At 74.9% G+C, this 24280-nt stretch carries 20 protein-coding genes; 8 read left to right on the top strand and 12 right to left on the bottom strand.

Annotation, left to right across the window (positions count from 1 at the left end; all coding sequences use genetic code 11):
- Nucleotides 1-64: 64 nt before the first annotated feature.
- The 7 genes from fxsT to RVR_RS24575 form a co-directional block, all read right to left on the bottom strand.
- The gene (gene fxsT, locus RVR_RS24605; protein ID WP_202236093.1) at nucleotides 65-3073 is read right to left on the bottom strand and encodes an FxSxx-COOH system tetratricopeptide repeat protein; all 3009 of its coding nucleotides are present in this window, start codon (nucleotides 3071-3073) and stop codon (nucleotides 65-67) included.
- A gap of 96 nt (nucleotides 3074-3169) precedes the next feature.
- The gene (locus tag RVR_RS24600) at nucleotides 3170-4768 is read right to left on the bottom strand and encodes an aKG-HExxH-type peptide beta-hydroxylase (RefSeq protein WP_202236092.1); all 1599 of its coding nucleotides are present in this window, start codon (nucleotides 4766-4768) and stop codon (nucleotides 3170-3172) included.
- Nucleotides 4765-5976 carry an FxsB family cyclophane-forming radical SAM/SPASM peptide maturase gene (locus RVR_RS24595; protein WP_202236091.1) on the bottom strand — a complete coding sequence of 404 codons (1212 nt, stop codon included), beginning with the start codon at nucleotides 5974-5976 and terminating at the stop codon, nucleotides 4765-4767. Before RVR_RS24595 ends, RVR_RS24600 begins: the two co-directional genes overlap by 4 nt.
- Nucleotides 5977-6226: 250 nt before the next feature.
- Nucleotides 6227-6430 carry an FxSxx-COOH cyclophane-containing RiPP peptide gene (gene fxsA, locus RVR_RS24590; protein ID WP_202236090.1) on the bottom strand — a complete coding sequence of 68 codons (204 nt, stop codon included), beginning with the start codon at nucleotides 6428-6430 and terminating at the stop codon, nucleotides 6227-6229.
- Nucleotides 6431-6828: 398 nt separating this feature from the next.
- A complete protein-coding gene (locus RVR_RS38680) occupies nucleotides 6829-10275 on the bottom strand; it encodes an SAV_2336 N-terminal domain-related protein (RefSeq protein ID WP_202236089.1) in 3447 nt (1148 codons plus the stop codon).
- Nucleotides 10276-10282: 7 nt separating this feature from the next.
- Entirely contained in the window at nucleotides 10283-11305 is a 1023-nt protein-coding gene (locus RVR_RS24580) for an AAA family ATPase (RefSeq protein WP_202236088.1), read from the bottom strand.
- A 36-nt stretch (nucleotides 11306-11341) separates the two neighbouring features.
- The gene (locus RVR_RS24575; RefSeq protein WP_202236087.1) at nucleotides 11342-13426 is read right to left on the bottom strand and encodes a VMAP-C domain-containing protein; all 2085 of its coding nucleotides are present in this window, start codon (nucleotides 13424-13426) and stop codon (nucleotides 11342-11344) included.
- Nucleotides 13427-13858: 432 nt separating this feature from the next.
- Here RVR_RS24575 and RVR_RS24570 point away from each other — a divergent pair, with 432 nt between their 5' ends.
- The 3 genes from RVR_RS24570 (at nucleotide 13859) to RVR_RS24560 (ending at nucleotide 16112) form a co-directional block, all read left to right on the top strand.
- Nucleotides 13859-14041, top strand: a complete 183-nt coding sequence (locus tag RVR_RS24570; RefSeq protein ID WP_202236086.1) for a DUF6104 family protein — start codon at nucleotides 13859-13861, stop codon at nucleotides 14039-14041.
- 111 nt (nucleotides 14042-14152) lie between these two features.
- Complete coding sequence (locus RVR_RS24565) at nucleotides 14153-15046, top strand: DUF4097 family beta strand repeat-containing protein (protein WP_202236085.1); 894 nt, start codon at nucleotides 14153-14155, stop codon at nucleotides 15044-15046.
- A gap of 1 nt (nucleotide 15047) precedes the next feature.
- Nucleotides 15048-16112: a PadR family transcriptional regulator gene (locus RVR_RS24560; protein WP_202236084.1), complete on the top strand. Its 1065-nt coding sequence runs from the start codon at nucleotides 15048-15050 to the stop codon at nucleotides 16110-16112.
- Here the strand turns inward: RVR_RS24560 and RVR_RS24555 are convergent.
- Nucleotides 16102-17064, bottom strand: coding sequence for a zinc-binding dehydrogenase (locus RVR_RS24555; RefSeq protein ID WP_202236083.1), 963 nt, complete (start codon nucleotides 17062-17064; stop codon nucleotides 16102-16104). The genes RVR_RS24560 and RVR_RS24555 overlap by 11 nt on opposite strands.
- 192 nt (nucleotides 17065-17256) lie before the next feature.
- The gene (locus tag RVR_RS24550) at nucleotides 17257-18471 is read right to left on the bottom strand and encodes an NAD(P)-dependent malic enzyme (protein ID WP_202236082.1); all 1215 of its coding nucleotides are present in this window, start codon (nucleotides 18469-18471) and stop codon (nucleotides 17257-17259) included.
- Between the two features lie 406 nt (nucleotides 18472-18877).
- On the opposite strand from RVR_RS24550, the gene RVR_RS24545 reads away from it, so the two are divergent.
- The 4 genes from RVR_RS24545 (at nucleotide 18878) to RVR_RS24530 (ending at nucleotide 22380) form a co-directional block, all read left to right on the top strand.
- Nucleotides 18878-19840, top strand: coding sequence for an ABC transporter substrate-binding protein (locus RVR_RS24545; RefSeq protein ID WP_202236081.1), 963 nt, complete (start codon nucleotides 18878-18880; stop codon nucleotides 19838-19840).
- A 1-nt stretch (nucleotide 19841) separates the two neighbouring features.
- Nucleotides 19842-20813 carry an amino acid ABC transporter permease gene (locus tag RVR_RS24540; protein ID WP_202236080.1) on the top strand — a complete coding sequence of 324 codons (972 nt, stop codon included), beginning with the start codon at nucleotides 19842-19844 and terminating at the stop codon, nucleotides 20811-20813.
- A gap of 52 nt (nucleotides 20814-20865) precedes the next feature.
- On the top strand, nucleotides 20866-21618 hold the full coding sequence (locus RVR_RS24535) for an amino acid ABC transporter ATP-binding protein (RefSeq protein ID WP_202239098.1): 753 nt from the start codon (nucleotides 20866-20868) through the stop codon (nucleotides 21616-21618).
- A 129-nt stretch (nucleotides 21619-21747) separates the two neighbouring features.
- Nucleotides 21748-22380 (top strand): CGNR zinc finger domain-containing protein, encoded by a 633-nt coding sequence (locus RVR_RS24530; RefSeq protein WP_202236079.1) that lies wholly within the window; start codon nucleotides 21748-21750, stop codon nucleotides 22378-22380.
- Here the strand turns inward: RVR_RS24530 and sodX are convergent.
- Entirely contained in the window at nucleotides 22284-22709 is a 426-nt protein-coding gene (sodX, locus tag RVR_RS24525; protein ID WP_202236078.1) for a nickel-type superoxide dismutase maturation protease, read from the bottom strand. The genes RVR_RS24530 and sodX overlap by 97 nt on opposite strands.
- 134 nt (nucleotides 22710-22843) lie before the next feature.
- On the opposite strand from sodX, the gene sodN reads away from it, so the two are divergent.
- The gene (gene sodN / locus RVR_RS24520) at nucleotides 22844-23239 is read left to right on the top strand and encodes a superoxide dismutase, Ni (protein WP_202236077.1); all 396 of its coding nucleotides are present in this window, start codon (nucleotides 22844-22846) and stop codon (nucleotides 23237-23239) included.
- A 150-nt stretch (nucleotides 23240-23389) separates the two neighbouring features.
- On the opposite strand, the gene trxA is transcribed toward sodN, so the two are convergent.
- Both trxA and RVR_RS24510 read right to left on the bottom strand, forming a co-directional pair.
- A complete protein-coding gene (gene trxA, locus RVR_RS24515) occupies nucleotides 23390-23764 on the bottom strand; it encodes a thioredoxin (RefSeq protein ID WP_272933104.1) in 375 nt (124 codons plus the stop codon).
- Complete coding sequence (locus tag RVR_RS24510; RefSeq protein WP_202236076.1) at nucleotides 23761-24180, bottom strand: MerR family transcriptional regulator; 420 nt, start codon at nucleotides 24178-24180, stop codon at nucleotides 23761-23763. The genes trxA and RVR_RS24510 overlap by 4 nt, the downstream gene beginning before the upstream one ends.
- Nucleotides 24181-24280: the final 100 nt, after the last annotated feature.

Raw genomic sequence — 24280 nt, 5'->3', positions numbered from 1 at the left:
TTCACGCCGCCGGCGGCCCCCTGCCCAGCACGGGCGGGGGGCCGCCGGCGGTTCCCGCTCCGGGTCAGGAGCTGAACGGCTCGAAGTCCCAGTACGGACGGCTCCGGGAGCGCGCGGAGATGGTGTGCGGGTGCTGCGGGCCGAGGGTCTGGGAGAGGGCTTCCAGCGCCTCCTCCTCGATCTTGTCGGCCTCCTGCCGTCTGCGCAGGTTCCGCAGGTCGGTGGCGAGCGCGATCCGGCACGACAGGGTGAGCGGGTGGTCCTTGCCGAGGCCGGCGACGGCCCGGTCCGCGGTGACCCGGCTCAGCTCGCCCGCGCTCTCCGGGTCGCCGCTGAAGTTGCGGGCGGCGGCGGCGTTGAGCGCGCAGCCCAGCGTCCAGGGGTGGTCCTCGCCGAGCGTGCGGGCCATCGCCGCGAGCGCGTCCTCGACCTCGATGTGGGACCGCTGGCGCTCGCCGGCCGCCCGCAGCAGCAGTCCGTGGTTGGCGAGCGCGCCCGCGGTGTAGGGGTGGCCCTCGCCGAACTGCGCCCGGTAGCGCTCCAGTACGGACTCGCCCAGCTCACGGGCCCGGTCCAGGTCCCCGTGCTCGCGCTCGAACGTGGACAGGGTGGCCGCCACCCGCACCGTCAGCGGCTCGCTGTCGCCGAGCACGCGGTCGCAGCGCTCCAGCAGCCGGGCGAGCAGGTTCGCGGCACGCGGCCGGTCGCCGCCGCGCTGGTAGCACAGCCCGAGGTTGTGCTCGGCGCGCAGCGTCTGCGGGTTGTCGGCGCCCAGCACCGTGCGGTGGACCTCGGCGTTGCGCTCCTGGACCGAGGTGGCCTGCTCGTAGCGGCCGAGCAGGCGCAGGTCGTGGGCGAAGGAGTTCTCCGAGGACAGCGTCAGGTTGTGCCGGTCGCGCAACTGCTCGCGCAGGGCCTCCATGGTCTGCTGGTCGAGCTGCATGGCGTCGCGGTAGCGGCCGAGCAGGCGGTAGGTGACGCTGATGTTGTTCTGGGCCACCAGGGTCCGGGGGTCCTGCGCGCCGAGCAGTTCGCCGTAGCCGTCGCGGACGCGCTGGGACAGGTCGAGCGCCTCGCCGTACCGTCCCAGGGCCCTCAGGTCGGCGGCGAGGCTGCCGGCCGCGCGCAGGGTCAGCAGGTCGTTGGGCCCCTTGTCGGCACTCAGCCGGGCGTGGGCGCGGCGGTCGATGGCCTCGCTGGTGGTGTAGTCGCCGGTGGCCCGGATGGCGTTGGCCTGGTTGTGGAGCAGGTCCCACAGCCGCGGGTGGCCGGGTTCCAGCAGCCGGGGCCAGATCTCGACGGCGGTCGCCGCGATCCGCCGGGCCGTGCGGTACTCGCCCGAGGCGGTCAGGTAGCGCAGGCAGTTCAGGACGGTGAGCTGGATGTCGGGGTTGGTCGAGCCGAGCGCGCCGGACGCCTCCAGGTGCGGCACGATCTCGGCGTAGCGCGGCCACAGCCGGGTGTCGTTGGGCCGTCCGGGGTCGGCGGCGGCGAGCAGCTTGCGCACCACCCGGGAGTAGGAGAGCCGCTCCTCCCGGGGCATGTCGGCGCGCACCGCCTGGTAGACCAGCCGGTGCATCTGGATGACGTCGGCGGAGCCAGCCGACTCCTCGGTGTCGGTCTCCTGCGGGTCGGACTGGATCACCGACCACTGGGCGAGCTTGCCGATCGCCGAGTTCCACAGCAGCGGGTCCTCGATGAGCCCGGCGAGCTCCTCGGGCACGTCGCGGATCGGCAGGTCGCGCAGCAGCCGGACCGGGATCGGCCCGGGCGCGAAGAACACGCACAGCCGCAGCAGGTCCACCGCTTCGGGTTTGTCCTCGCGCAGCCGGTTGAGGAGTATCGAGAAGGCGGTGAAGTACGTCATCTGGAAGTCGGCGGCGACCTTCAGGTTGGGTTCCACGTCGGCGCCGTGGCGCAGGAGTTCGATGTAGTCGTCGACGGGCATGTTGGAGTCGTTGAGCGCGCCCGCGTTCTGGTCCAGCGCCAGCGCCAGGTCGCCCAGCGCCTCGGCGAGCTTGTCCGCGTCGGCGTCGTCCATCCGCGGCGCCCGGCGGCGCACGAAGGCGACCGACTCGTCCCGGTCGTAGACGGGCACCTCGATCAGGGCGCTGTTGTGCTCGCTCCACTCCCGGTTCTGCGAGGTGATCAGCACGTGGCCCGGTCCGGTCGGCACCAGGTCGTGGATCTCCTCGGGCTGGTCCGCGCCGTCCAGCACCACCAGCCAGCGGAAGTACGGGTCCCCGCGGCGCAGCGCGTCGCGCACCGCCCGCAGCCGCTCGCCGTACTCCCGCCCGGTGACCAGGCCGAGGGCCGGGGCGAGGCCGGCGAGCTTCTCGCGCAGGGTGCCGCGCTCGCTGGCGCGTACCCACCACACCACGTCGTACTCGGGGCCGAAGCGGTAGACGTACTCGGTGGCGATGTGGGTCTTCCCGACGCCGGACAGGCCGTGCAGGGTGGCGACGGCCGCGCCGGGCTCGGCGGCGGTCAGCTCCTGGTGCAGGCCGTACAGCAGCGCCTCGCGGCCGGTGAAACGGGTGTTGCGGCGCGGCACCCCGCCCCAGACGGCGGGCTGCTCCAGCGGGAAGCGCGGACCGGAGGCTGCGCTGAGGGTGTCGCCCGCCGACGAGCGCGACGCGGGCACGCCCAGCCGGGACAGCAGCCGCCGCTCGGCCTCCACCGCGCCCAGGCCCCACAGGTCGGCCGCGGCCAGCGAGGCCGCGGCGCTGGGCAGGGAGGCGGCGGTGACGCACACCGCGGCGAACCGGTCGCTGTGGGCCGGGACCACCTCGCGCAGCGCGGCGTTCCACTCCTCCGGGTCACGCGGGCCGAGCCGGAAGTACCACTCGCTGAGCACCACCAGGACCCGGCCGTCGGACAGCAGCAGGTCGCGCAGGCCCTGCTCGATGCTGGTGCCCGGCATGACGTCCCAGCGCTGCATCGACACCTGGAGGCCGTGCCGCTCCAGCCGGCTGGCGATCCACCCCGCCCACGCGCGGTTGTACCCGGCGAAGCTGATCGTCACCGGTCCCCGCCCGGCTGCTGCTGAAGCGGTGTTGCGCCCTCCGGCCATGCGACCGACTCCCTCGTAGTACGCGCGTAGTGCTCTGACGGTGCGACAGGTGGCTTGGCCAGAAACTACACCGAATGCCCGCCCGGTGACGTGTCGTCATGCCGGTTCGCGCCCGTTCGCGGCCGTCTGTGCACGCCTGCGGCGCCATATGGCCCGTGCCGTCTCCACGTAGGCGCTCGCGCGGGCCAGATGGCCGTCGGGCGGGGCGTGCTGCCCGAGCCGGGCGTGGTGCGCCGCCATCGCCTCGGCCAGGACCCGGCCCTGGCGGGTCAGCGCCCGCGCGCCCAGGAGTTGCGGCAGCGCGGCGCCGACCTGCTCCCGGCAGCGGCAGTGGTCGGCCCAGGCGGCGTCCCTGCGGGCGGGGTCGGTCAGCGCGGTGGCGGCGCGCAGGTGGAAGTCGGCGAGCGCGAGGTGCGCGTAGGCGCCGTGGAAGAGCCCGTCGAAGGGGCGGGGGTCGGGCCGCCAGGGCGCGAAGTAGCCGGGGCTGTCGTCGGCGGTGTGCAGCACCACCAGTCGGGAGACGGCCAGCAGCTTGGCGTGCTGGAGTTCGTGCACCAGGGTGGCGGCCAGTTCCAGGCCGTCCCGGGGGGTGCTGCTGAGCAGCGCGCCGAACGCCTCGCCGCGGGTGGCGCTGCACTGCGCGCCGGGCGCGCCGGCCAGCGGCACCACGCAGTCCAGCAGGGCGGCGGCCTCCGCCGCCCGGGTGGGCCCGCCCAGCCGCAGCCAGGGCCGCGCGTCGCGCCAGGCGGTCCGCCAGGCGGCGTGCCCGGCGAGGTCCAACCGGTCGGCCGGGTCCAGCCCGTAGGGGTTGGTGCGCCGCTCCTCGTCGCGGTACGGGTCCACGTCGTCGATGAGCACGGCCCGGCCGTCGGGGTGCCGCAGGGCCTGGAGCGGGCGCCAGCCGGGCGCGGCGGAGCGCCAGACGCCGTCGGGGCCCTCGCGGACCTCGACCGCGCCGGGGGCGGGGGCGGCGCCGTGGCCTGGCGCGCCCGGCGGACCGGGTTGCCCGGCGGGCAGCGGGATCAGCCAGAGCCGGCGGGGTTCGCCCACGACGCGGACGGCGACGGGAGGGTCCGGGTCGCGGGCGGCCCCGGCCGCCGGGTCGGGCCGGCCCGGAACCGGCCCGCCGGGGGTGGGGCGCGGGAGCTGCCGGCCCGGGCGGCCCGGCCGGTGGCCGCCGATCGTCGGCAGCCGCAGCTCGCCGTCGCGCAGCGGGATGTCGGCGGTGAAGCGCAGGCCGGCGCGGGCGGCGGCCGCGGCCGCGAGCGCGGCCAGGTGCGGCAGTTCGGCCGCGGCGAGGTGGGCCTGCCCGGGCCGGGTCAACGCGCGTAGGCAGCGTTCGGCCCAGGCCCCGGTGTGCGGGTAGCGCACGACCTGGCGGGCGGCGGCGCCGTCGGCGCGGTCGGCGGCCTCCAGCAGCCGCCAGTCGCGCAGCACCCGCTCGGCGGTTCCCTCCGGCAGGGCGCCGGCCGGCGCGTCGGCGACCGCCTCCAGCAGGGCGCGCAGGGTCAGCAGGCGGCGCGCGTGCTGGTGGGCGACGAGCAGGTCCAGCAGCGCCGGGTCGCTGCCGGTGCTGCCGAGCAGGGGCAGCATCTCGTCGGTCAGGGTGCCGGCGGCGGGGGCGGGTGTGCGGACGGCGGGCGGCCGGGGTGCCGGGGCGGGCGGGCGTGCGGGGGTGGCGCCGAGCGGGTTCACCGGAGGGTCTCCCGGGTCGTGGGGCGGCCGGATCCGGTGCCGGCGGCCCGGGCGAGGCGATGGGCGGTGTGGCGGACGAGGTGGGCGAGGTCGGCGCAGTAGACGGACGGGTTGCGGAAACCGGCGCCGGCCCGGTAGCGGTGGGCGTAGTGGCCGCCGCCGCAGACCCCGACCAGCGCGCAGGCCCGGCAGGTGGCGCCGAGCGCGGCGAGGCCGGCCTGGCGGGCGGCGACGCCGGGGTGGGCGAGCACTTCGTCGAAGCTGTTGCGGAAGACGTCAAGGCCGGTCGCGGCGGCGCCCTCGTAGGCGGACTTCAGGGAGTCGACCTGCTCGATGGAGCCGTCGGTCTCCACCACCACCGCGGTGAACGGCTGCAACCCGAGCCGTTCGATCGCGGCGGGCACGCCCAGCAGCAGGGCGACGCACTCCTCGAACAGCCGTATCCGGGTGCGGCGTCGGGGCGCGTCCCACCACCGGTCGAACACGGCGGTGAGCCAACGGCCGTACGGCGCCGGGTCGTCGGCCGGCGCGGGCAGGCCGGGCGGCGGGCTGGTCCAGTTGCCGTGCGGGAGCAGCAGGTCGATGGCGGGCGGGTCGAGGGACAGCAGCGAGTCGTAGACCTCGACCGGGTCGTGCCGCAGGTCGACGACGCACAGCACCCCGCCGTACGCCTCGGGCGCGTGGGCGGCCAGCAGCCGCAGTCCCGCGGCGGCGGCCGGCCAGGAGGGGCGGCCGGCGTGGTCCACCCGCTCGCGGTTGTGGCCCGGCAGGCCGCCGTCGAGGCTGACGCCGATCCGCAGGCCGGCGCCGGCGAGGGTGCGGACGCGGTCGCGGGTGAGCAGCGTCGCGTTGGTCTGCACACTGGCGTGGACGGCGCAGCCGGCCGGGAGCGCGGAGCGGACCACGTCGAGGTCCGCGGCGAGGCGTCCGGCACCGGCGAGCAGCGGTTCGCCGCCGTGGAAGACCACGGAGACGTCGGTCAGGCGGTGCGCGGCGGCGTGTTCGGCGATACGGGCGGCGGTGCGCGCGGTCACCTCGGCCGCTGGGGCCCGGGGCCGGTCCCGCCAGGTGTGGTCGGGGCCCGCGTACAGGTAGCAGTAGGTGCAGGCGAGGTTGCAGCGGCTGTGCGTCTTGAGGATGAACTGCCGGAGGGGCGAGGGTGGTCGGACGGCCGGCCCGGCGACGGGGGCGGCCGCGGGCGCCGTCACGGGTGCGGGCGCGGGTCCCGGTGGGGTTCCGGATCGGCCGGCGGCGGGTGCGGTGACCGCCGGTATCGGCCGCCGGGCTGGCCCGGCAGTGTGCCGCACGTCATCACCTCCCCCGGGCGTGGGCCATCGAGGGAACTTCGCCGGCCCTCGCGGTTGTTCCCGCCCGGCGCCGGGGAGCAAACACCCGGGCGGTGAATTGGCCGTATCGCCTCCGGCGCGCGGCCAAAAGACTTCCGGCGCGCGCGGGCGCTCACGGGGTGTCGTTGTCGAACCCCCACAACGCCTCGCTGCCGGGTGCCGCGACCCGCGCCCGCAGATCGCCGACCAGCGCGGACAACACCGGGTGCTGCACCGTCCGCAGCGACTCCAGGTCCATGCCGAGCAGGTCGATCCCGGCCTCGCGCAAGCCCGGGTCGGTGTACGGCTCCGCGCCGCCGTAGGGTCGTTCCTCCATCGCGTGCCTCCCAAACCGTCCGGTCGTCCCGTGGTCCACGCTGTCGCGCGGGCCCCGCGTGCCGAGCGGTCGCGCGGCCGACTCCCCCGCCGCTCGACTGCACCCGCGCCTCTGGCGCCCCAACCGCCCGTCGGCTCCATGGTGCCCCGCCGGGCGGCCGGCTGTCGCCTCCGGTGCCGTGCCCGCCGCCCCGAACCACCCTACGGACCACGGCCGTCGCGCGGGCGCGCACCGCACGCGCCGGTCGCGTCCGTCGCGCCGTTCTTGTCGGGTCGCCTGCGCCGTCCGTCCTCGCGGGCCCGGCCGCACCGGAGCCGCGCGGCGGCCCGCGCCACGGACCGGCCGCGGTCAACGGGCCGGCGGCTCCGGCCGGGTCGACGGGCCGGCGGGAAATCGGCTCAACGCGTCAACGCGTCGAGCCGCGCCCCGGTGTCCCGGCCCTCCTCACCCCCGTCGTCCGGGAGTTGGCGCCACTGGCGCAGCGCGGCGCGGTAGGCGTCGGCCGCCGCCCGGGGCCGCCGGGCCGTCTCGTACGCGTCGCCGCGCCAGTGGTGGGCCCGGGCCGCCAGCCGCACCATCGGCTCGGGCTCCGTGGCGGCGCGGGCGGCGTCCGCGGCCGCGGCGGCCGCCTTGCGGTAGGCGTCGGCGGCCTGGTCCAGGCGTTCCGGGCGGCGCGAGTGGTTGGGCACCAGCCGGTGCGACTCGCCCAGCTCGAACCATATCCGTGCGGTCAGGTCCGCCCCGTCGGCGCCCTGCGCGGCCACCCCGAGCACCTGCTCGGCCTCGCGCAGGTCCACCAGTTCCTGCTCGGCCCGGTAGCGCAGTATCAGCGCGCGCCCCAGCATCAGCAGCCGCTCGGGCTGCCTCGGGTCCGACTCGGGCGTCTCCATCCGGCAGTCGCGCAGCACCAGCACCGCCCGGTTGACGAACGTCCAGCCCCCGGGCAGCTCCGAGCGCGCCAGCAGCGCCGCGCCCCACTCCGCCACCAGGTCGCTGTACTCCGGGCGGTCGCGCGGGGTGAGCCGGGCCGCCTCCTCGAACCGGCCCGCGGCCTCCTCCAGTTCACCGGCCGGGCCGCCCTCCGCGTGCCGGGCCACCCTGATCCGACCGGCCCGGGCCAGGATCGCGGCCCGCTGGAGCTGGTCGCGGGTGGTCCCCAGGGCCTGGTCCACGAGCCGCTGCGCCTCCATCAGCCGCCCGCCGGACATCAGTTCGGCGTCGACCAGGGCGAGGGTGGCGGTGGTGACGGCCTCCGGCTCGGCCTCCTCCCGGCGCAGCGCGGTGAGCGCTCCGGCGTACGACCGGGCGGCCTGCTGGGCGTAGGTCTGCCGGCGCTCCCGCCCGCCGGCCGCGTCGGCCAGCCGCAGCAGCGCCCGGCCGTGCGCGAGCGACAGCTCGCTGGGGCGCGGGCGCTGCGGCGGCCAGGAGTCGGCGACCGCCTCCAGCGTCCCGACGGTCTCCTGGAGCAGCACCGCGTCCCCGTTGATCACCCACTGCTCCTCCAGCACCTCGACCCGCTCCAGCGTGGCGTCGAGCAGCTTGGCGGGGTCCAGGCCGGGCGCCGCGCACACGGCCGTGAACTCCCGGTCGGCGCGCTGGAGCAGTTCGAGGGCGCCGCGGTTGTCGCCGACGGCGGCCCGCTCCTGGGCGGTGGCCTGGAGCACCCGGGCGCGCACCGCGCGGGCCGGCAGGGAGGAGTGGTGGGCGGCGGCCGTCTCGGACGCCTCGCGGGCCTCGTCCAGCAGGTCGGTGCCGCCGCGCAGCCGCCACAACCGCAGGAGCTGCTGGGCCAGTTCGGTCCACAGGTCGGGGTCGAGGCCGCGGACCCGCTCCTCCGCGGCGGCCCGGCGCAGCAGCGCGACCGCGTCGAGCAGGTACTGCACCAGGCCCTCGGCGGTGAACCGGTCGGCGAGGTCCCGGGCGCGCTGCACCACCGTGGAGGACTGCACCGCCTCGAACCCCGCGTACGGGCCGGGCCCGCTGCGGTCGTCGGGCAGCGGCATGAAGCGTTCCAGCACCCGGGCGGCGACCTCCGCGAACGGCTGCCGCGACTCCGCGACGGTGCCCTCCTCGCCGCCGCCCCGGACCGCGCCGGTCGTGGAGCCGCGACCGGGGCCGGACCCGCCGCCGTCGGGCAGGAAGCCGCGGGCGGCCTGGCGTACGGCCGAGCGCACCGCGGCGTCGGCGGTCGGGTCGCCGGGCCCCTCGGCGAGCTGGGTGATGGCCAGGGCCGGGAAGTTGGGGCCGGACTTGCCGAACCGCTGCTCGACGTACTCCGAGCAGTGCTTGAGCACCAGTCGCGCCTCGTCCACACCGAGCGGACCGAGCAGCGCGTCGCGCACGCCGGGCGCGAAGTGGTACCACCGCTGGTCGTCGCCGCTCTTGCGCACCACCAGGCCGCTGAGCAGGATCTCGGCCAGCTCGGCCGGTCCGGAGTCGGGCAGCATCGTGCGCTGCACCAACTGGATGACCGGCAGGAACAGCGGCGCGGCGGCGAGGTAGACCGCGAGCTGGGCGGCGGCCGGCGACGCGGCGGCGCGGAACCGGCGGACCAGCGCGGGCACCGGCACCGTCGCCCGGCGCGGCCGCGCCCGGACCGCGGGCTGGTCGGCGCTCACCCAGCCGACGGCGGCGGGCACCTCGCCCGCGCCCATCCCGGCCAGCAGCCGCGCCCACGCGCCCAGCGCGGCCACGGTGGGGGGCAGGACGGGCACCGGCAGGGCGTCGGGCGCGGCCGGCACGCCGGTCGAGCCGGGCGAGAACCGCAGCGGCGAGGAGAGCAGCATCCCCTCCGAGCGGTGCAGCACCCCGTACGAGACCGGCAGCAGGGTGCGGCTCCACAGCCGGGCGGGCAGCGGCTGGAGGACGCCGACCGGGCCGTGCCGGCTGAGCCGGTGCAGCAGCCGGTGCGCCTGTCCCGAGCGCCACAGCGGGCCGGCGCAGTCGCTGACCACCAGGGTGATCCGGCGGCCGGTGGGGTCGCTGAGCTGCTCCGCGGAGAGCAGGCCGGCCGCGTCGGGGTCGAAGTGGCTGCTGACGCCGAGCGTGCCGTCGGGCGTGTCGTGCAGGTAGCGGACGCGGACCTCGCGGAAGGCGCCGAGGCGTTCGAAGACGGCGGCCAGCTCGCGCAGCATCCGCTCCCAGACGAACATCGAGGAGGAGGTGTCCATGAGCAACTGCATCGCGGCGTCACCGCGCGCGGACGGGCGGAAGACCGGCAGCAGCAGCCCGCCCGCGCGGGCGGCGCGGTCGGCGGTCGCGGCCTCGTCCAGTTCCTCCCGCTGCGGCCGGGCCGGGCTGCGGTAGCGCTGCAACGGGCGCAGGGCCGCCTGGAGTTCGAGCAGTTGCGGCAGGGCGCCGGCTTCCGGCACGGACACCCCGAGCGCCGCCCCCACCGGGGTGCCGCCGACCTGGCCGGGCACGCCCTCGCCGGGGTAGAGGCTGATCAGTCGCTCGTCGGCGGAGTTCTGGGCCGGCGGGGTGCGGGCCGGGGGCACCAGGCGGGTGCCGGCGCCGTCGGTGCCGTCGGGGCGGTGCGCGCGCGGGTAGTCCACGCCGGCGCCCTCGCCGTGCGCGCCGGCCAGGGTCTCCGGGTCCGGCCGGGCGGTCGGGCGCGACCACCGGGCCAGCCACAGGGCGTCGGCGATCTCCACGGGGTCGGGGTCGAGCCCGGCCCGGCTGATCGCGCCGACCACCCGGGCCAGCGGGTCCGGGGCACGCCCGGCGCCTTCGCCGCCGTGGCCCCCGGCGCCGTCGTCCCGGCCGCCGGTGGGCGCGTGGCGGGCCGTCAGGCCGTCGTCGGCGCGTGGGTCGTCGGGGTGCCGTCCTTGGCCCCTGTCGGCCATAGCCGCCTCACCTTGGCCTGTCGAGCCGCTGGATGAGCATGTCCGCGAGCCGCGCGCGGGACGGCGGCGCGGCGTGGTGGGTGAGGTATATGGCGTTCAGGAGCTGGTCGGTGGCGAGCAGTTCGTTGCGCGAGCGCTCCAGGAAGCGCTGCACCAGGTCGTCTCCGACGGTCGCCGCCTCGTCGCCGAGGTGGGCGCGCACCACGGTCGAGAGCCGTTCGTGGTCGGGGCGGCCCAGCTCCAGGTGGATGCAGCGGCGCAGCAGCGGCGGCGGGAAGTCCCGCTCCCCGTTGCTGGTCAGGATGACGAACGGGAAGGCCCGGCAGCGCACCCTGCCCTCACGCAGCGTCACCCGGCTGCCGTCGTCGGTCAACACGTCGACCTGCGGCTCGCGTTCGGCCAGCCGCTCCAGCTCCGGGATGCCGAACTCGCCCTCCTCCATCACGTTCAGCAGGTCGTTGGGCAGGTCGATGTCGCTCTTGTCCAGCTCGTCGACGAGCAGCACGCGCGGCTGCGCGGTGGGCAGCAGCGCGGTGCCCAGCGGGCCGAGCCGGATGTAGCTGCCGATGCCGCCGGGCGGCACGGTGCCGGAGTTCGCGGCGATCTGGGTGTCCTGGAGCCGGGCGATCGCGTCGTAGCGGTAGAGCCCGTCCTGGAGGGTGCTGCGGCTGACGATCGGCCAGTGCAGCACTCTGCCCAGCCCGAGTTCGTAGGCGACCGCGTGCGCGAGGGTGCTCTTGCCGGCGCCGGGACTGCCGGTGACCAGCAGCGGGCGGCGCAGGTAGAGCGCCGCGTTGACCATCTCCAGCTCCTCCGGGCTGGGGCGGTGCAGCTCGGCCATGTGCCGGTACGCGCCCAGCCGCCGCGCCGAGGAGCTGTCCGGGCCCGGGCCGGGTCCGACCAGCGGGCCGCCGTCGAAGTCCCGCCAGGGCGGCGGCTCCGGCAGGCTGTCCATGCCGGTGTGCGGTTCGCCGGTGCCGCGGTAGATGAGCCACTCGCCGGGGGCGCCGGAACCGGTCACGTCACTCATCGCGGTACCCCCGTCGATCCCGGGCGTCGGTGTTCGTCATGGAGTCTCCAGCAGCTCGTCGGTTCCTGGAAGGGGTCGGGTGGGATCGTCGTAGAGCAGCGCGAGGGCGCCCGACCAGAAGGTCTCCGGCACCCCTTCGGCGACGGCGGCGCGCAGGGAGGCCAGTTGGGCGGGCAGTCCGGCGGCCGTGCGGGCGGCCAGGACGGCCTGCGGCACGCCGCGGTGGAGGTCGGAGCAGACCTGCCGGGGCTCGATCGGGTCGCGCCGCCACAGCGCCACGGAGTAGCCGCAGCGCAGCAGCCGGTGCAGCGCCTCGGGGGCGGCGCCGCTGCTGCGGCACAGCACGGGCAGCATCTCCCGTGGCCGGGCGCGTAGTTCGGCGTCCTCCGGGAGCGGCTGGGCCTGGGAGTCCTCGCAGTCGAGCACCTCGGCGGCGGGTTGCAGGCGGTGCAGGGTCCGCCACCGGCTGAGCCGTTCCTCGGCGACGGCCGGGTCGGTGTCCGGCGGCGGGTCGGTACGGCGGACCACCACCGGGCGCAGCGCGCCGAGCGTGCCGCCGTCCGGGTCGAGCCGCCAGGTGTCGGCGGCGAAGGCCATCAGCGAGCCGGGCACGGCCAGTTGGAGCGCGGCGACGTAGCCCGGCTCGTCGCAGCGGCGGAACGCCTCGGCGAGCGGCGCGGCCAGCCGCGCGGGCAGGTCGGCGACCGCGGTGCCGCGGAAGTCCTCGTGCACGCAGTCGACTTCGCCGCTCTCCGGGGAGACCGTGACCCGCCAGTCGAAGCGGTCCGGCTCCCAGCCGCGCGGGATGATCTCCAACTGGGCCTCGCCGCGGGCCCGCAGGCCCGGCTCCAGGCCGGCCTGCGGCGGCACCACGGCGTGCCGGGCCCGCAGCCGCGACATCCGCTCCCCTATCAGGGAGTTGCGGAAGAGCATGCTCAGGCCCTGGTCGGCCGCGGTGGACTGGGCCCACTCCCACAGCTCCCGCTCGTGGGACTCCTGTGCCGGCCGCGGGTGTTCGGCGGTGGCGGCGAGCACGGCGTAGCGCAGCACCGCCTCCAGCTCGGAGCCGCGCCGCAGGTCGTAGAGCAGGCCGAGGCCGTCGCGCCAGGCGCGCGGGGCGACCGCGAAGCCCTGGCCGGCGCCGCCGCGCACCTCGGTGACGACGTCGCCGAGCGCGCGGGCGCCGGAGGGCGGGGGGAGCTGGGCGAGCAGGCCGAGCAGGGCGGTGCGGCGGCCGGGGGTCAGGGCGCGCCCGGCGGCGGCGCCGATCTCGCTGTGGGCCTCGGTCCAGCCGTAGAAGTCCCGGTTGAGCAGGAACCGGTGGTGGTCGGCGTGGTAGAGGTCGTGGGCGGTCATCACCCGGTGGTAGAGGTCGTCGGCCGGGTTCTCGGCCGTCGGCAGCAGGCGTAACTGCTGGATGCTGACGGCCAGTCCGCCGTCCCGCTCGGCCCGGCGGGCCTGGAGCACGCCGATCACCTCGCCGCGCACCAGGTCCACCACGGGCCCGCCGGACAGTCCCTGGGGCATCTCGTCGTCGTTGCTCAGCCGCAGCAGCCCGCCCCCGCCGACCCCGAGCTGGCCGCTGATCACGCACCGCCCGCTGTACGGCATGAGGACGCCGCCGAGCGGCAGCCAGCCGAAGTAGGCGACCGGGTTGGTGGTGTATCCCTTGGCGGTGCGCTCGGTGAGCCACACGCAGGGGTGTTCGAGCGGGTCGACCAGGCGGATGAGGGCCAGGTCGGGGGCCGCCCAGCCGCCGGGGCCGCGGGCCGCGCCGCCCTGGCCGGCGGAGCCGGCGCCGTAGCCGGGGTCGTTGCCCTGGCTCTGGCCGGGGATGCCGCCGGGACCGGAGGGCTGGGCCCACTCGACGACGCCCGCGAGGAGCTGGTCGCGGTAGCCGACGCGCACTTCCTTGCGGGGCGCGCCCACGAGTGTCACCTCCCCTTCGGCCCTCGCGACGTGGGCACAGGTGAGCACCCAGTTGGGTGCGACGAAGAAGCCGCTGCCCAGGAGAGGATTCCCGGCCTCCGCGCCGTGAATGCGTACGGTGGCCTCCTCGGCGAGCGGGACGAGGATCTCGGCGGCCTGGGCGAGCTGCTCCGATGCGCCCCCGGACGTCACCGTGCGCCCCTTGCCGGGCCGTCGGCGCACGCGGCGGCGCGGAATCGCACAGCCGCGCGGGTGCGTACCGCAGCCCCGGACCACCCGTCCGCTCCGGCCCGCACGGCGGCCGCGCGCCCCGCGGCCGTGCCGGCCCGTACGCCGGCCGCGCACCCGCGGGGCCGGGCCGTGGCGCTCGCCGCGCCGCATGCCGCCGCCTTCTGGCCGGTCGCCGACGTCCGCACGCGCTCATTCCCCCCACTGCCGGGTCGTGCAAGGAAGGTTATCGCCCACCCGACCTGCGTGGGGTCCTTCCCGGACACTGCCTATCCTTGATGGTGCGCGGGCCCCGCGGCGCCGGTCCCCGGCCCGCCCGGCGACACGCCGTCCCGGCGCCCCGCGCGCCTTCCCCGCCCTTCCGTCACCCGTCCCACCCCTGTTCCGGAGCAGATCTTGTACTTCACCGACCGCGGTATCGAGGAGCTGGCAGACCGGCGCGGCGAGGAGGAGGTGACCCTGGAGTGGCTGGCCGACCGGCTGCGCGAGTTCGTCGACCTCAACCCCGAGTTCGAGGTCCCGGTCGAACGGCTGGCCACCTGGCTGGCCCGCCTCGACGACGAGGAGGACGACGCGTAGCCGGCCGGGGGTTCCCGCGCGCGACCGCTTGACTTGCGCCTCACGCGATATATCGTGTCTTTCGGAAGACGCGATATGTTGCGTTGGCCGGGCACCCGAGGAGGGGCAACGATGAGCGGCACGTCGGGGCGGCACGTCGCCGGACCGGAGAAGTTCGTCTTCGACGAGCGGATCGACACACTGAGGGTCCGGATCGTCAACGGGGCGGTCAACGTGGTCGGCGCCGACGACGGCCCGGCCCGCGTGGAGATCACCGAACTGGACGGCCCGCCCCTGAAGGTCCGGCTGGAGGACGGCACGCTCAGCGTCGGCTACGACGACCTGGAGTGGAAGGGCTTCACCAAGTGGTGGGACCGCCGGAGCTGGTCGCGGCACGCCGAGATCTCGCTCGCGGTGCCGCAGGAGACCCGGGTCGAGGTCGGCGTGGTCGGCGCGAACGCGGTGGTCTCCGGGATCAGCGGCGCCACCTCGGTGCAGGGGGTCAACGGCGACGCGACGCTGGTCGGCCTGAGCGGCCCGGTGAAGGCGCACACCGTCGGCGGCAACGTCGAGGCGCAGTGCCTCTCGGGCGACCTGCGGTTCAGCACCGTCTCCGGCAACCTGACCGTGGTCGACGGCGCCGGCCGCGAGGTGCGGGCCGACACGGTGAGCGGCAACATCGTGCTCGACCTGGACCCGTCGACCGGCGGCCGGGTACGGCTGACCACGGTCTCCGGCGAGATCGCGCTGCGCATCCCCGAACCGGGGGACGCCGAGGTCGACGCCAACACCACCAGCGGCAACGTCTTCTGCGCCTTCGACGAGCTGCGCGTGTCCGGCGGTTGGGGCGCCAAGCGCATCACCGGGACGATCGGCCGCGGCACCGCGCAACTGAAGGCGACCACGGTGTCCGGGTCGCTGGCGCTGCTGCGCCGCCCGCCGGTGGACGACCCGGCGGGACCGTCCGGGCCGGACGGCACCGGCGGCCCGGAAGGCGACGCCCCCTCGCTGCGGAAGGACCTCTGACATGGCACCCGTCTTCGCCCACGGCCGGCTGCGCCTGTACCTGCTGAAGCTGCTCGACGAGTCCCCGCGGCACGGCTACGAGGTGATCCGCCTGCTGGAGGAGCGCTTCCACGGCCTGTACGCACCGTCCGCCGGCACCGTCTACCCGCGGCTGGCCAAGCTGGAGCAGGAGGGCCTGGTCACCCACTCCACCGAGGGCGGCCGCAAGGTCTACGCGCTGACCGCCGACGGCCGGGCCGAACTCGCCTCCCGCGCCGAGGAGATCGCCGGGCTGGAGGCCGAGATCCGCGAGTCGGTCTCCTCGCTGGCCGCGGAGATCCGCGAGGACGTCCGGGGCGCCGCAGGCGACCTGCGGCGCGAGGTGCGCGCCGCGGCGCAGCAGACCCGCTCGCACGCCGGCGACCACAAGGGCGCGGGCCGGCCCGGCGCGGACGACGCGCAGCGGCAGTGGAAGGAGCAGACCAGGCGGGCGAAGGAGGAGAGCCGCCGCGCCAAGGAGGAGGCACGCGACGCCCGCCGCCAGGCCAAGGCGGCCCACGACGCCGCCCGCGAGGCCACGCGCGACGCGCTGGACTCCGCGCGGGACGAGATGCAGCGGATCGCCCGGCAGGTGCAGGATCAGGTGCAGTCGCACGCCAAGGGCGGCGACTGGCAGAGCGGGCTGCGCGAGGGCCTGGCCGCACTCACGCGCGAGCTGGGCCGGTTCGGGCAGCCGACGGCCGGCTCCGGCCGGTCCGGGGCGCCCGGGGCCGGCCCGGGCTCCGCGACGGCGGCGCCCGGCGGCGGAGACACCGGGGACGACGCGGCCGCCCGGGCCGACACGGGCGCCCGGGCCGACGCGACCGCCCGGACCGACGACACCCACGACGCCGACGACGACCTGCCGCCCTCGGACGACCCGCGCCGCGACCTCGAACGGCTGCTGGACCGCTTCCGCGACACCGTCCGCGACACCGCGCGCGACCACGGCGTCACCGACGAGCAGCTCCGCGAGGTGCGCCGCCACCTGTCCACCGCGGCGGCGCACATCACCGCCGCGCTGCACGGCCGTGGGCCTACGTCGTGAGCACCACCTTGCCGAACGCCTCGCCCTCCGCGAGGCGTTCGAAGCCCTCGCGGGCCCGGTCCATCGGCAGCACCGAGTCGATCACCGGGCGGACCCCCGTCGCCACGCAGAAGGCGAGCAGGTCCTCCAACTCGTCCTTGGTGCCCATCGTGGACCCGACGACCTTCAGCTCCAGGAAGAAGATCCGGTTGAGTTCGGTCGCGGGCGGGTTGGCGCCGCTGGTGGCCCCCGAGATCACCAGGGTGCCGCCGGGGCGCAGCGACTTCACCGAGTGCGACCAGGTGGCCGCGCCGACCGTCTCGATCACCGCGTCCACCCGCTCCGGCAGCCGCGCGCCCGGCTCGAACGCGCCGTGGGCGCCCAACCCCTGGGCCCTGGCGCGCTTGGCGGGGCTGCGGCTGGTGGTGTAGACGCGCAGGCCGGCCGCCTTGGCCAGCACGATCGCGGCGGTGGACACGCCGCCGCCCGCGCCCTGCACGAGCACCGAGTCGCCCGGACGGACCCCGGCGTTGGTGAAGAGCATCCGGTAGGCGGTCAGCCACGCGGTGGGCAGGCAGGCCGCCTCCTCGAAGGAGAGCTCGGGCGGCTTGGGGATCAGGTTCCAGGTCGGCACGGAGGTCAGCTCGGCGAAGGTGCCCTGGTACTTCTCGGTGAGCAGCGAACGGCGCTCGCGCGGGCCGACGCCGTGGCCGGTCTGGCCGATCACCGAGTGCAGCACCACCTCGTTGCCGTCCTCGTCCACGCCGGCGGCGTCGCAGCCGAGGATCATCGGCAGGTTCTCCTCGGGGAGGCCGACGCCCCTCAGCGACCAGAGGTCGTGGTGGTTGAGGGTGGCGGCGCGCACCCGCACGCGCGTCCACCCGGCCCGGTCCGGCGGCTCCGGCCGCTCGCCCGACTCCAGCCCCCGCAGCGGCTGCTCCGCATCGATACGCCCGGCATACACGGCAAACATCCCCCGACCCTAGGCGACCTACCCACCGGTACGGAAGGGCCCCTCCCCCGCGCGCCCCTCCCCCGGCACCCCGTCCCCTCCCCCGGCACCCCGTCCCCTCCCCCGGCACCGCGCCCCCAGCGCACCCCGCCTCGGGGCGGGCGGGGCGGCCCGTCGGGCGCCGGCCGCGCGGGCTGCGGCGCCCGGCGGGGCTCACCTGCGGGCGACGCCCTCGGCGCGGGCCGCGGCCGCCACCGCCGCGGTGACCGCCGGGGCCACCCTCGGGTCGAAGGGCGACGGGATCACCCGGTCCGCGGACAGCTCGCCCGCGACCACCGCCGCCAGCGCCTCCGCGGCCGCGAGCTTCATCCCCTCGGTGATCGCCGACGCCCGCACCTGCATGGCGCCCGCGAAGATCCCGGGGAAGGCGAGCACGTTGTTGATCTGGTTCGGGAAGTCGCTGCGCCCGGTGGCCACCACCGCCGCGTACCGGTGCGCCACCTCCGGGTGGACCTCCGGCGTCGGGTTGGCCATCGCGAAGACGAAGCAGCCCTCCGCCATCCGCGCCACCGCCTCCTCCGGCACCGTGCCCCCCGAGACGCCGATGAAGACGTCCGCGCCCTCCAGCGCCTCGGCGAGCCCACCGGTCAGCCCCGCCTTGTTCGTATACGAGGCCAGCTCGCGCTTCACCTCGTTGAGGTCGTCGCGTCCCGCGTGCACCACGCCCTTGCGGTCGGTGACCGCCACGTCCCCGATGCCCGCCTCCACGAGGATCTTCGCGATGGCGACGCCGGCCGCCCCCGCCCCGGAGATGACCGCCCGCAACTGGCCGAGCGTGCGCCCGGTGAGCGTGGCGGCGTTGCGCAGCGCCGCGAGCGTCACCACCGCGGTGCCGTGCTGGTCGTCGTGGAAGACCGGGATGTCCAGCGCGTCCTTCAGCCGCCGCTCGATCTCGAAGCAGCGCGGCGCGGAGATGTCCTCCAGGTTGACCCCGCCGAAGGACGGGGCGAGCCGCACCACGGTCTCCACGATCTCGTCGACGCCGGTGCAGTCCAGCGCGATCGGCACCGCGTCCACCCCGCCGAACTGCTTGAAGAGGATCGCCTTGCCCTCCATCACCGGCAGCGACGCCTCCGGCCCGATGTCGCCCAGCCCGAGCACCGCGGTGCCGTCCGTGACCACCGCGACGACCTGGGACTTCCAGGTGTAGTCGTGCACCAGCTCGGGCTGCTGGGCGATCGCCGTGCAGACCTCGGCGACGCCGGGCGTGTAGGCGAGGGACAGGTCGTCGGCGTCGCGGACCGGGACGGTGGCGGCGACCGCCATCTTGCCGCCGCGGTGCAGCGCGAACACCGGGTCGATCGGGAACTCTTCGTCCGCCGCCGCGGTGTCCGTGCCGTTTCGGGGATTGACGATCTCCGCTGCCACTGTGTGACCCCTTGGTCGAGAAGTGAGGGTGGGTGCTCGCCCCGGTGACGGGGAGAGGCGGGCTCGGCGCCGCTGCCGCCGGGTTCGGGGGCAGGACGGCGCCAGGCGCGCCGCACGCGCGCCGGGGCCCCTGATGAGGGGTGAAGGTCCAGTTCTATCGCTGCCGCCCCCTGCGCGGGCAATGAGGACGACGTGGCTCCCATCCTGGTCCGGCCTGGTGTGTGCCGGCCTGATGGCAGCCCGGGGATGGCCCGTTATCCGATTTTGACACAACGAGAACCCTGTCAGGGGCTGTCCGGATGGCAAGATGCACAGATCACACTGGGTGGCGGTACTCGAAGATGTGTGCCCCCCACGCCCAAGGACCGAACGCCGTTACACGCTCGTTTCGTTGGAGGACACAGCGATGACCGCAGGCTCCCCTCGGTGTACGACCCCCCTCACGCGCCTCACCGCGGTTGCCGCTCTCGCGGTCGCCGGCGCCCTGGTGCTCACCGGGTGCGGCGACCAGACCAAGAAGGACGACTCCGGTAGTTCGTCCGGGGCCACGTCCTCGACCAGCAAGTCCGCGGCTCCGCTGTTCTCGAAGCTGCCGCAGAAGTTCCAGGACGCGGGCGTGATCAAGGTCGGCACCGACGCCTCGTACGCCCCGATGGAGCAGACGTCCGACGGCAAGATCATCGGGATAGACCCGGACCTCGGCGCGGCCCTGTCGAAGCAGCTCGGGGTGAAACTGGAGTTCACCAACGGCCAGTTCGACGGTCTGATCACCTCGCTGTACACCGGTCGCGAGGACGTCGTGATGTCCGCTATGAGCGACACCAAGGACCGCCAGCAGGGACTGGACGACAAGGGCAAGAAGACCGGCAAGGGCGTCGACTTCGTCGACTACTACATGTCCGGCTCCTCCCTGCTCGTCCAGAAGGGCAACCCGAAGAACGTCACCTCGCTCGCCGACGTCTGCGGCCAGACGGTGGCGGTGCAGCGGGGCACGATCTACGAGGACGCCTTCAAGAAGCAGAAGACGGCGTGCGGGTCGAAGGGCCTGACCATCCAGGCGTTCGACACCGACGCCGAGGCGCAGACCCGGGTCAAGGCCGGCGGCGCGGTGGCCGACCTCAACGACACCCCGGTGGCCGCCTACATCGCGCAGAAGTCCGGCGGCGGCAAGGACTTCGAGGTCGCCGGCTCGCCGGCGGACGCCGGACCGTTCGGGATCGCGCTGGACAAGAGCAACAGCCAGTTGCGGGACGTGCTCCAGCAGGCGGTGAACGCGATCATCCAGGACGGCAGCTACGCCCAGGTGCTGCACAAGTGGAACGCCGACAGCGGCGCGATCAAGACCGCCTCGATCAACGGCGGCTCCTGACATGACCGGTGCAGTGGCCGGCCCGGAACCCGCCGGCACCCCCTCGGACAACCCGCCGGACGGCCCGTCGGACGCGCCGCCCGCGGTCGTGCCGTACGAACCGATCCGCGCCGTCCCGGTGCGCCACTACGGCCGCTGGCTGGCCGGGCTGGTGGTGCTCGCGCTGCTGGGCTGGCTCGCCTACGCCTTCTCCCAGGGCGACATCCTGTGGGGCACCGTCCGCGACCGGCTCTTCGACCACACCATCCTGCAGGGCGTGTGGCACACCATCCTGATCTCGGTGTGCTCCATGGCCATGGGCTTGGTGCTGGGCGTGCTCTTCGCGGTGATGCGGCTGTCGCGGAACCCGGTGACCGGCGCGGTGGCGTGGCTGTACATCTGGTTCTTCCGCGGCACCCCGGTGTACGTGCAACTGCTGATGTGGTTCAACCTCGCGTTGATCTTCCACACCATCAACCTGATGCCGCTGTACAAGAACGACACCACGGCCGTGATGACGCCGTTCGTGGCCGCGCTGCTGGGCCTCGGCCTCAACGAGGGCGCGTACATGGCCGAGATCGTCCGGGCCGGCATCCAGTCGGTGGACGAGGGGCAGTCCGAGGCGGCGCAGGCGCTCGGCATGACCGGCGCGAAGACGATGCGCCGGATCATCCTGCCGCAGGCCATGCGGGTGATCATCCCGCCGACCGGCAACGAGTTCATCAACATGCTGAAGACCTCGTCGCTGGTCTCGGTGGTGCAGTACACCGAACTGCTGCGCGCCGCCACCAACATCGGCAGCGACACCACCGCGATCATGGAGATGTTCTTCGTCGCCTCGGTCTGGTACCTGGTGCTGACCAGTGTCTTCAGTGTCGGCCAGTTCTACATGGAGCGGCGGTACGCGCGCGGTTCGCAGCGCTCGCTGCCGCCGACCCCGTGGCAGCGGATCAGGAGCAACCTGTCCACCGTGCGCCGACCGAAGGTGGCCTGAGATGAGCACGACCAGCAAGGGCGCCGGGCCGGCGGCATCCGGCGCCGCGCCGATGGTGCGGGCCGAGGCGGTGCACAAGTCCTTCGGGGCCGCGCACATCCTCAAGGGCATCGACCTGGAGGTGGCGCCGCGCGAGGTGTTCTGCCTGATCGGGCCGTCCGGTTCGGGCAAGTCCACCTTCCTGCGGTGCGTCAACCACCTGGAGCAGATCAGCGCCGGACGGCTGTGGGTGGACGGCGCGCTGATCGGCTACCGCGAGCACGGCGGCAGGCTCCACGAGCTGCGCGACCGCGAGGTGGCCGCCAAGCGGCGGGACATCGGGATGGTCTTCCAGCGCTTCAACCTCTTCCCGCACCTCACCGCGATCGAGAACGTCATGGAGGGCCCGGTGCAGGTCCGCCGGGAGAGCAAGGCGGTGGCCCGGGAACGGGCCGCGCGCCTGCTGGACCGGGTGGGGCTGGCCGACAAGGCGGCCAACTACCCCTCCCAGCTCTCCGGCGGCCAGCAGCAGCGGGTGGCGATCGCGCGGGCGCTCGCCATGGAGCCCAAGCTGATGCTCTTCGACGAGCCGACCTCGGCGCTCGACCCGGAACTCGTCGGCGACGTGCTCGACGTGATGCGCGGGCTGGCGGAGGACGGCATGACGATGATCGTCGTCACCCACGAGATGGGCTTCGCCCGGGAGGTCGGCGACGCGCTGGTCTTCATGGACGACGGCCGGGTCGTGGAGTCCGGCCACCCCCGGGACGTGCTCTCCCGCCCGCAGCACGAGCGCACCAAGGCGTTCCTGTCGAAGGTGCTGTGACGGGTGCGGGCCCCCGCGTCCGGTGCGCCGGCGCGGGGGCCCGTACGGGGGCGTCCGCCGACGGACGTAATACCCTGGTGAGTCGAGCGGCCGTTACGCAGCCCTGGCCGTGATCAGTGAGGACCCCACGTGGAACTGGCCTACTACGCGGACTACGCCGTGCGCCTGGTGAACACCGAGGAGCCGCGGCGCGGCACCGACGTCCTGACCTCGACCGACGCCGTGCGGGAGCTGTGCGGGAGCGGGTCCCAGCTCACGGCGCGGGTGACCGAGAGCGACGTGGCCCGGCTGCGGGCCGTGCGCACCCGGCTGCGCGGGGTCTTCGAGGCGGCCGGCGAGCACGACGAGGTCCGCGCGGTCGACCTGCTCAACGCGCTGATGCTGGAGTTCCCGGTCAGCCCGCAGATCTCCGGCCACACGCTGCTCGCCGAGGAGACCGGCCGGCCCGACTGGCACCTGCACCTGGCCGACCACGCGGCGAACGCCGCCGCCGCGTACTCGGCGAGCGCGTGCATGGGGCTGGCGGTCCAGGTCACCTCCTTGGGCGTGGACCGGCTGGGAATCTGCGAAGCAGCCCCCTGCCGCAACGCGTACGTCGACACGTCCACGAACCGCTCGCGCCGGTACTGCTCCGACCGCTGCGCCACCCGTGCGAACGTCGCGGCCTACCGTGCCCGCAAGCGCCTGGAGAACGACCGGTCGGCGCGCAGCGGACGCACGCAGGACGCGGCCCAGGACGCCACCCCCGCCACCGACCGCTGAAGCTCGCCGGGCGGTCGGAACCGGCCCCGGGCCCGGGCGAGCACCAGCTCGTCCGGCACCGTGCCGAACTCCCGGCTGTCGTTGGCGACGAAGGCGTTGTCCCCCATCACCCACCAGCCGGTGCCGCGGCGCTCGACCGCCCGCTTCACGATCAGCAGGTCCTGTTGCAGGGGATGCCGCATCACCACCACGTCCCCCTCGCGTACCTGCTCGGCCCCGCTGCTGATCTTCTGGATCAGCAGCCAGTCGCCGTGCAGCAGTGTCGGTGCCATCGACGGGCCGGTGACCTCGACGAGCTGCCATGACAGCCTCGCCCCCTGCTCCCGCATCCTCCGCCTCCAGGTTCGTCGCTTCCCCCAGGGTGGCACCAGACTTTCGTCCTAAGCCACCTGGGGCAGCCGGGAAAACGACTACCCCAGGGAGTAATGTCGCACCCGAAAGACGATCACGAGGAAGGACGGCCATGTTCACTCGCCTGTTCGCGCCCAAGGTGAAGGTAAGCGCCCACTGCGACCTGCCGTGCGGCGTGTACGACCCGGCCCAGGCCCGCATCGAGGCCGAGTCGGTGAAGGCGGTGCAGGAGAAGTACCAGGCCAACGAGGACGCTGACTTCCGCACCCGCGCTGTCCTGATCAAGGAGCAGCGCGCGGAACTCGCCAAGCACCACGTCTCGGTGCTGTGGAGCGACTACTTCAAGGCCCCGCACTTCGAGAAGTACCCGCAGCTTCACCAGCTCGTCAACGACACCCTGAAGGCGCTCAGCGCCGCCAAGGCGTCGAACGACCCCGCGACCGGCCAGAAGGCCCTCGACCTGATCGCCCAGATCGACACGATCTTCTGGGAGACCAAGAAGGCCTGACGCCCGCCGCACCAGGGCAGACGACCGACGGTCCCGCCCGTGTGACGTTCCCCACGTTTGGGTGGGGGCGGTCACGCGGCGGGACCGTCGTCGTGTGCGGCACCGGTGCGGTGCCCGTGCGCCGCGGCCCCATACGCCGCGGCGCACGGCTCAGATCTCGTCGGCGAGCTCCTGCATCAGCCGGCGCTTCGGCCGCGCGCCCACCAGTACCTTGACCGGCTCGCCGGCCCGGAAGAGCATCAGCGTCGGCATCGACAGCACCCCGTAGGCGGCCTGGGTGGCGGGATTGCGGTCCACGTCGAGCTGGACGACCCGCAGCCGGCCGGCCTGCTCGGCGGCGACCTCCGCGAGCACCGGCGCGATCATGCGGCACGGCGGGCACCAGGACGCGGTGAAGTCCACCAGCACCGGCAGGTCGGAGCCGAGCACGTCGGCGGCGAAGGTCGCGTCGGTGGTGACGGGCACGCCCGGGTGCAGGTGGCCGGCGGCGGCGCCGGTGGTGGTGCTACCAGTGGTGGCGGTCATGGCGAAGGGGTCCTCTCGGTCGGTGGTGCCAGCTCGCACATCGGTTCCCCGCCGGCCGACGCGGCCAGCTCCGCCCGGGCGAGCTGCGCGGCGACCTGGTCCCGTACGGACCTCAACCGCTCGACGCACGCGTCCAGTTCGGCGAGCTTGCGCCGGTAGACCGCGAGCGAGTCCGCGCAGGTGTCCCCGCTCTCGTGGCCGGCCCGCAGGCACTCCACGAAGGGCCGGGTCTCCTCCAGGCCGAAGCCGAAGTCCTGGAGGGTGCGGATCTGCTCCAGCAGCCGCACGTGCTCGTCGCCGTAGGAGCGGTAGCCGTTGGCGGCCCGCCCGGCGGGCGGCAGCAGCCCGAGGGATTCGTAGTAGCGGAGGGCACGGGTCGTGGTGCCCGCCCGGTCCGCGAGTTCACCGATGCGCATACGGGCGACGGTAGACCTTGACGTGCGCGTCAGGGCCAGCCCCGGGCGCCCGCCCGGTTCCGTCCCGGCCGCGGCCGCCGGCGGGGGCGGTATCACCCGA

It is taken from the genome of Streptomyces sp. SN-593 (genome assembly GCF_016756395.1).
Taxonomy (GTDB): domain Bacteria; phylum Actinomycetota; class Actinomycetes; order Streptomycetales; family Streptomycetaceae; genus Actinacidiphila; species Actinacidiphila reveromycinica.
Note: the sequence above shows the minus strand (reverse complement) of the source record. Positions and strands in the feature narration are given on the sequence as shown.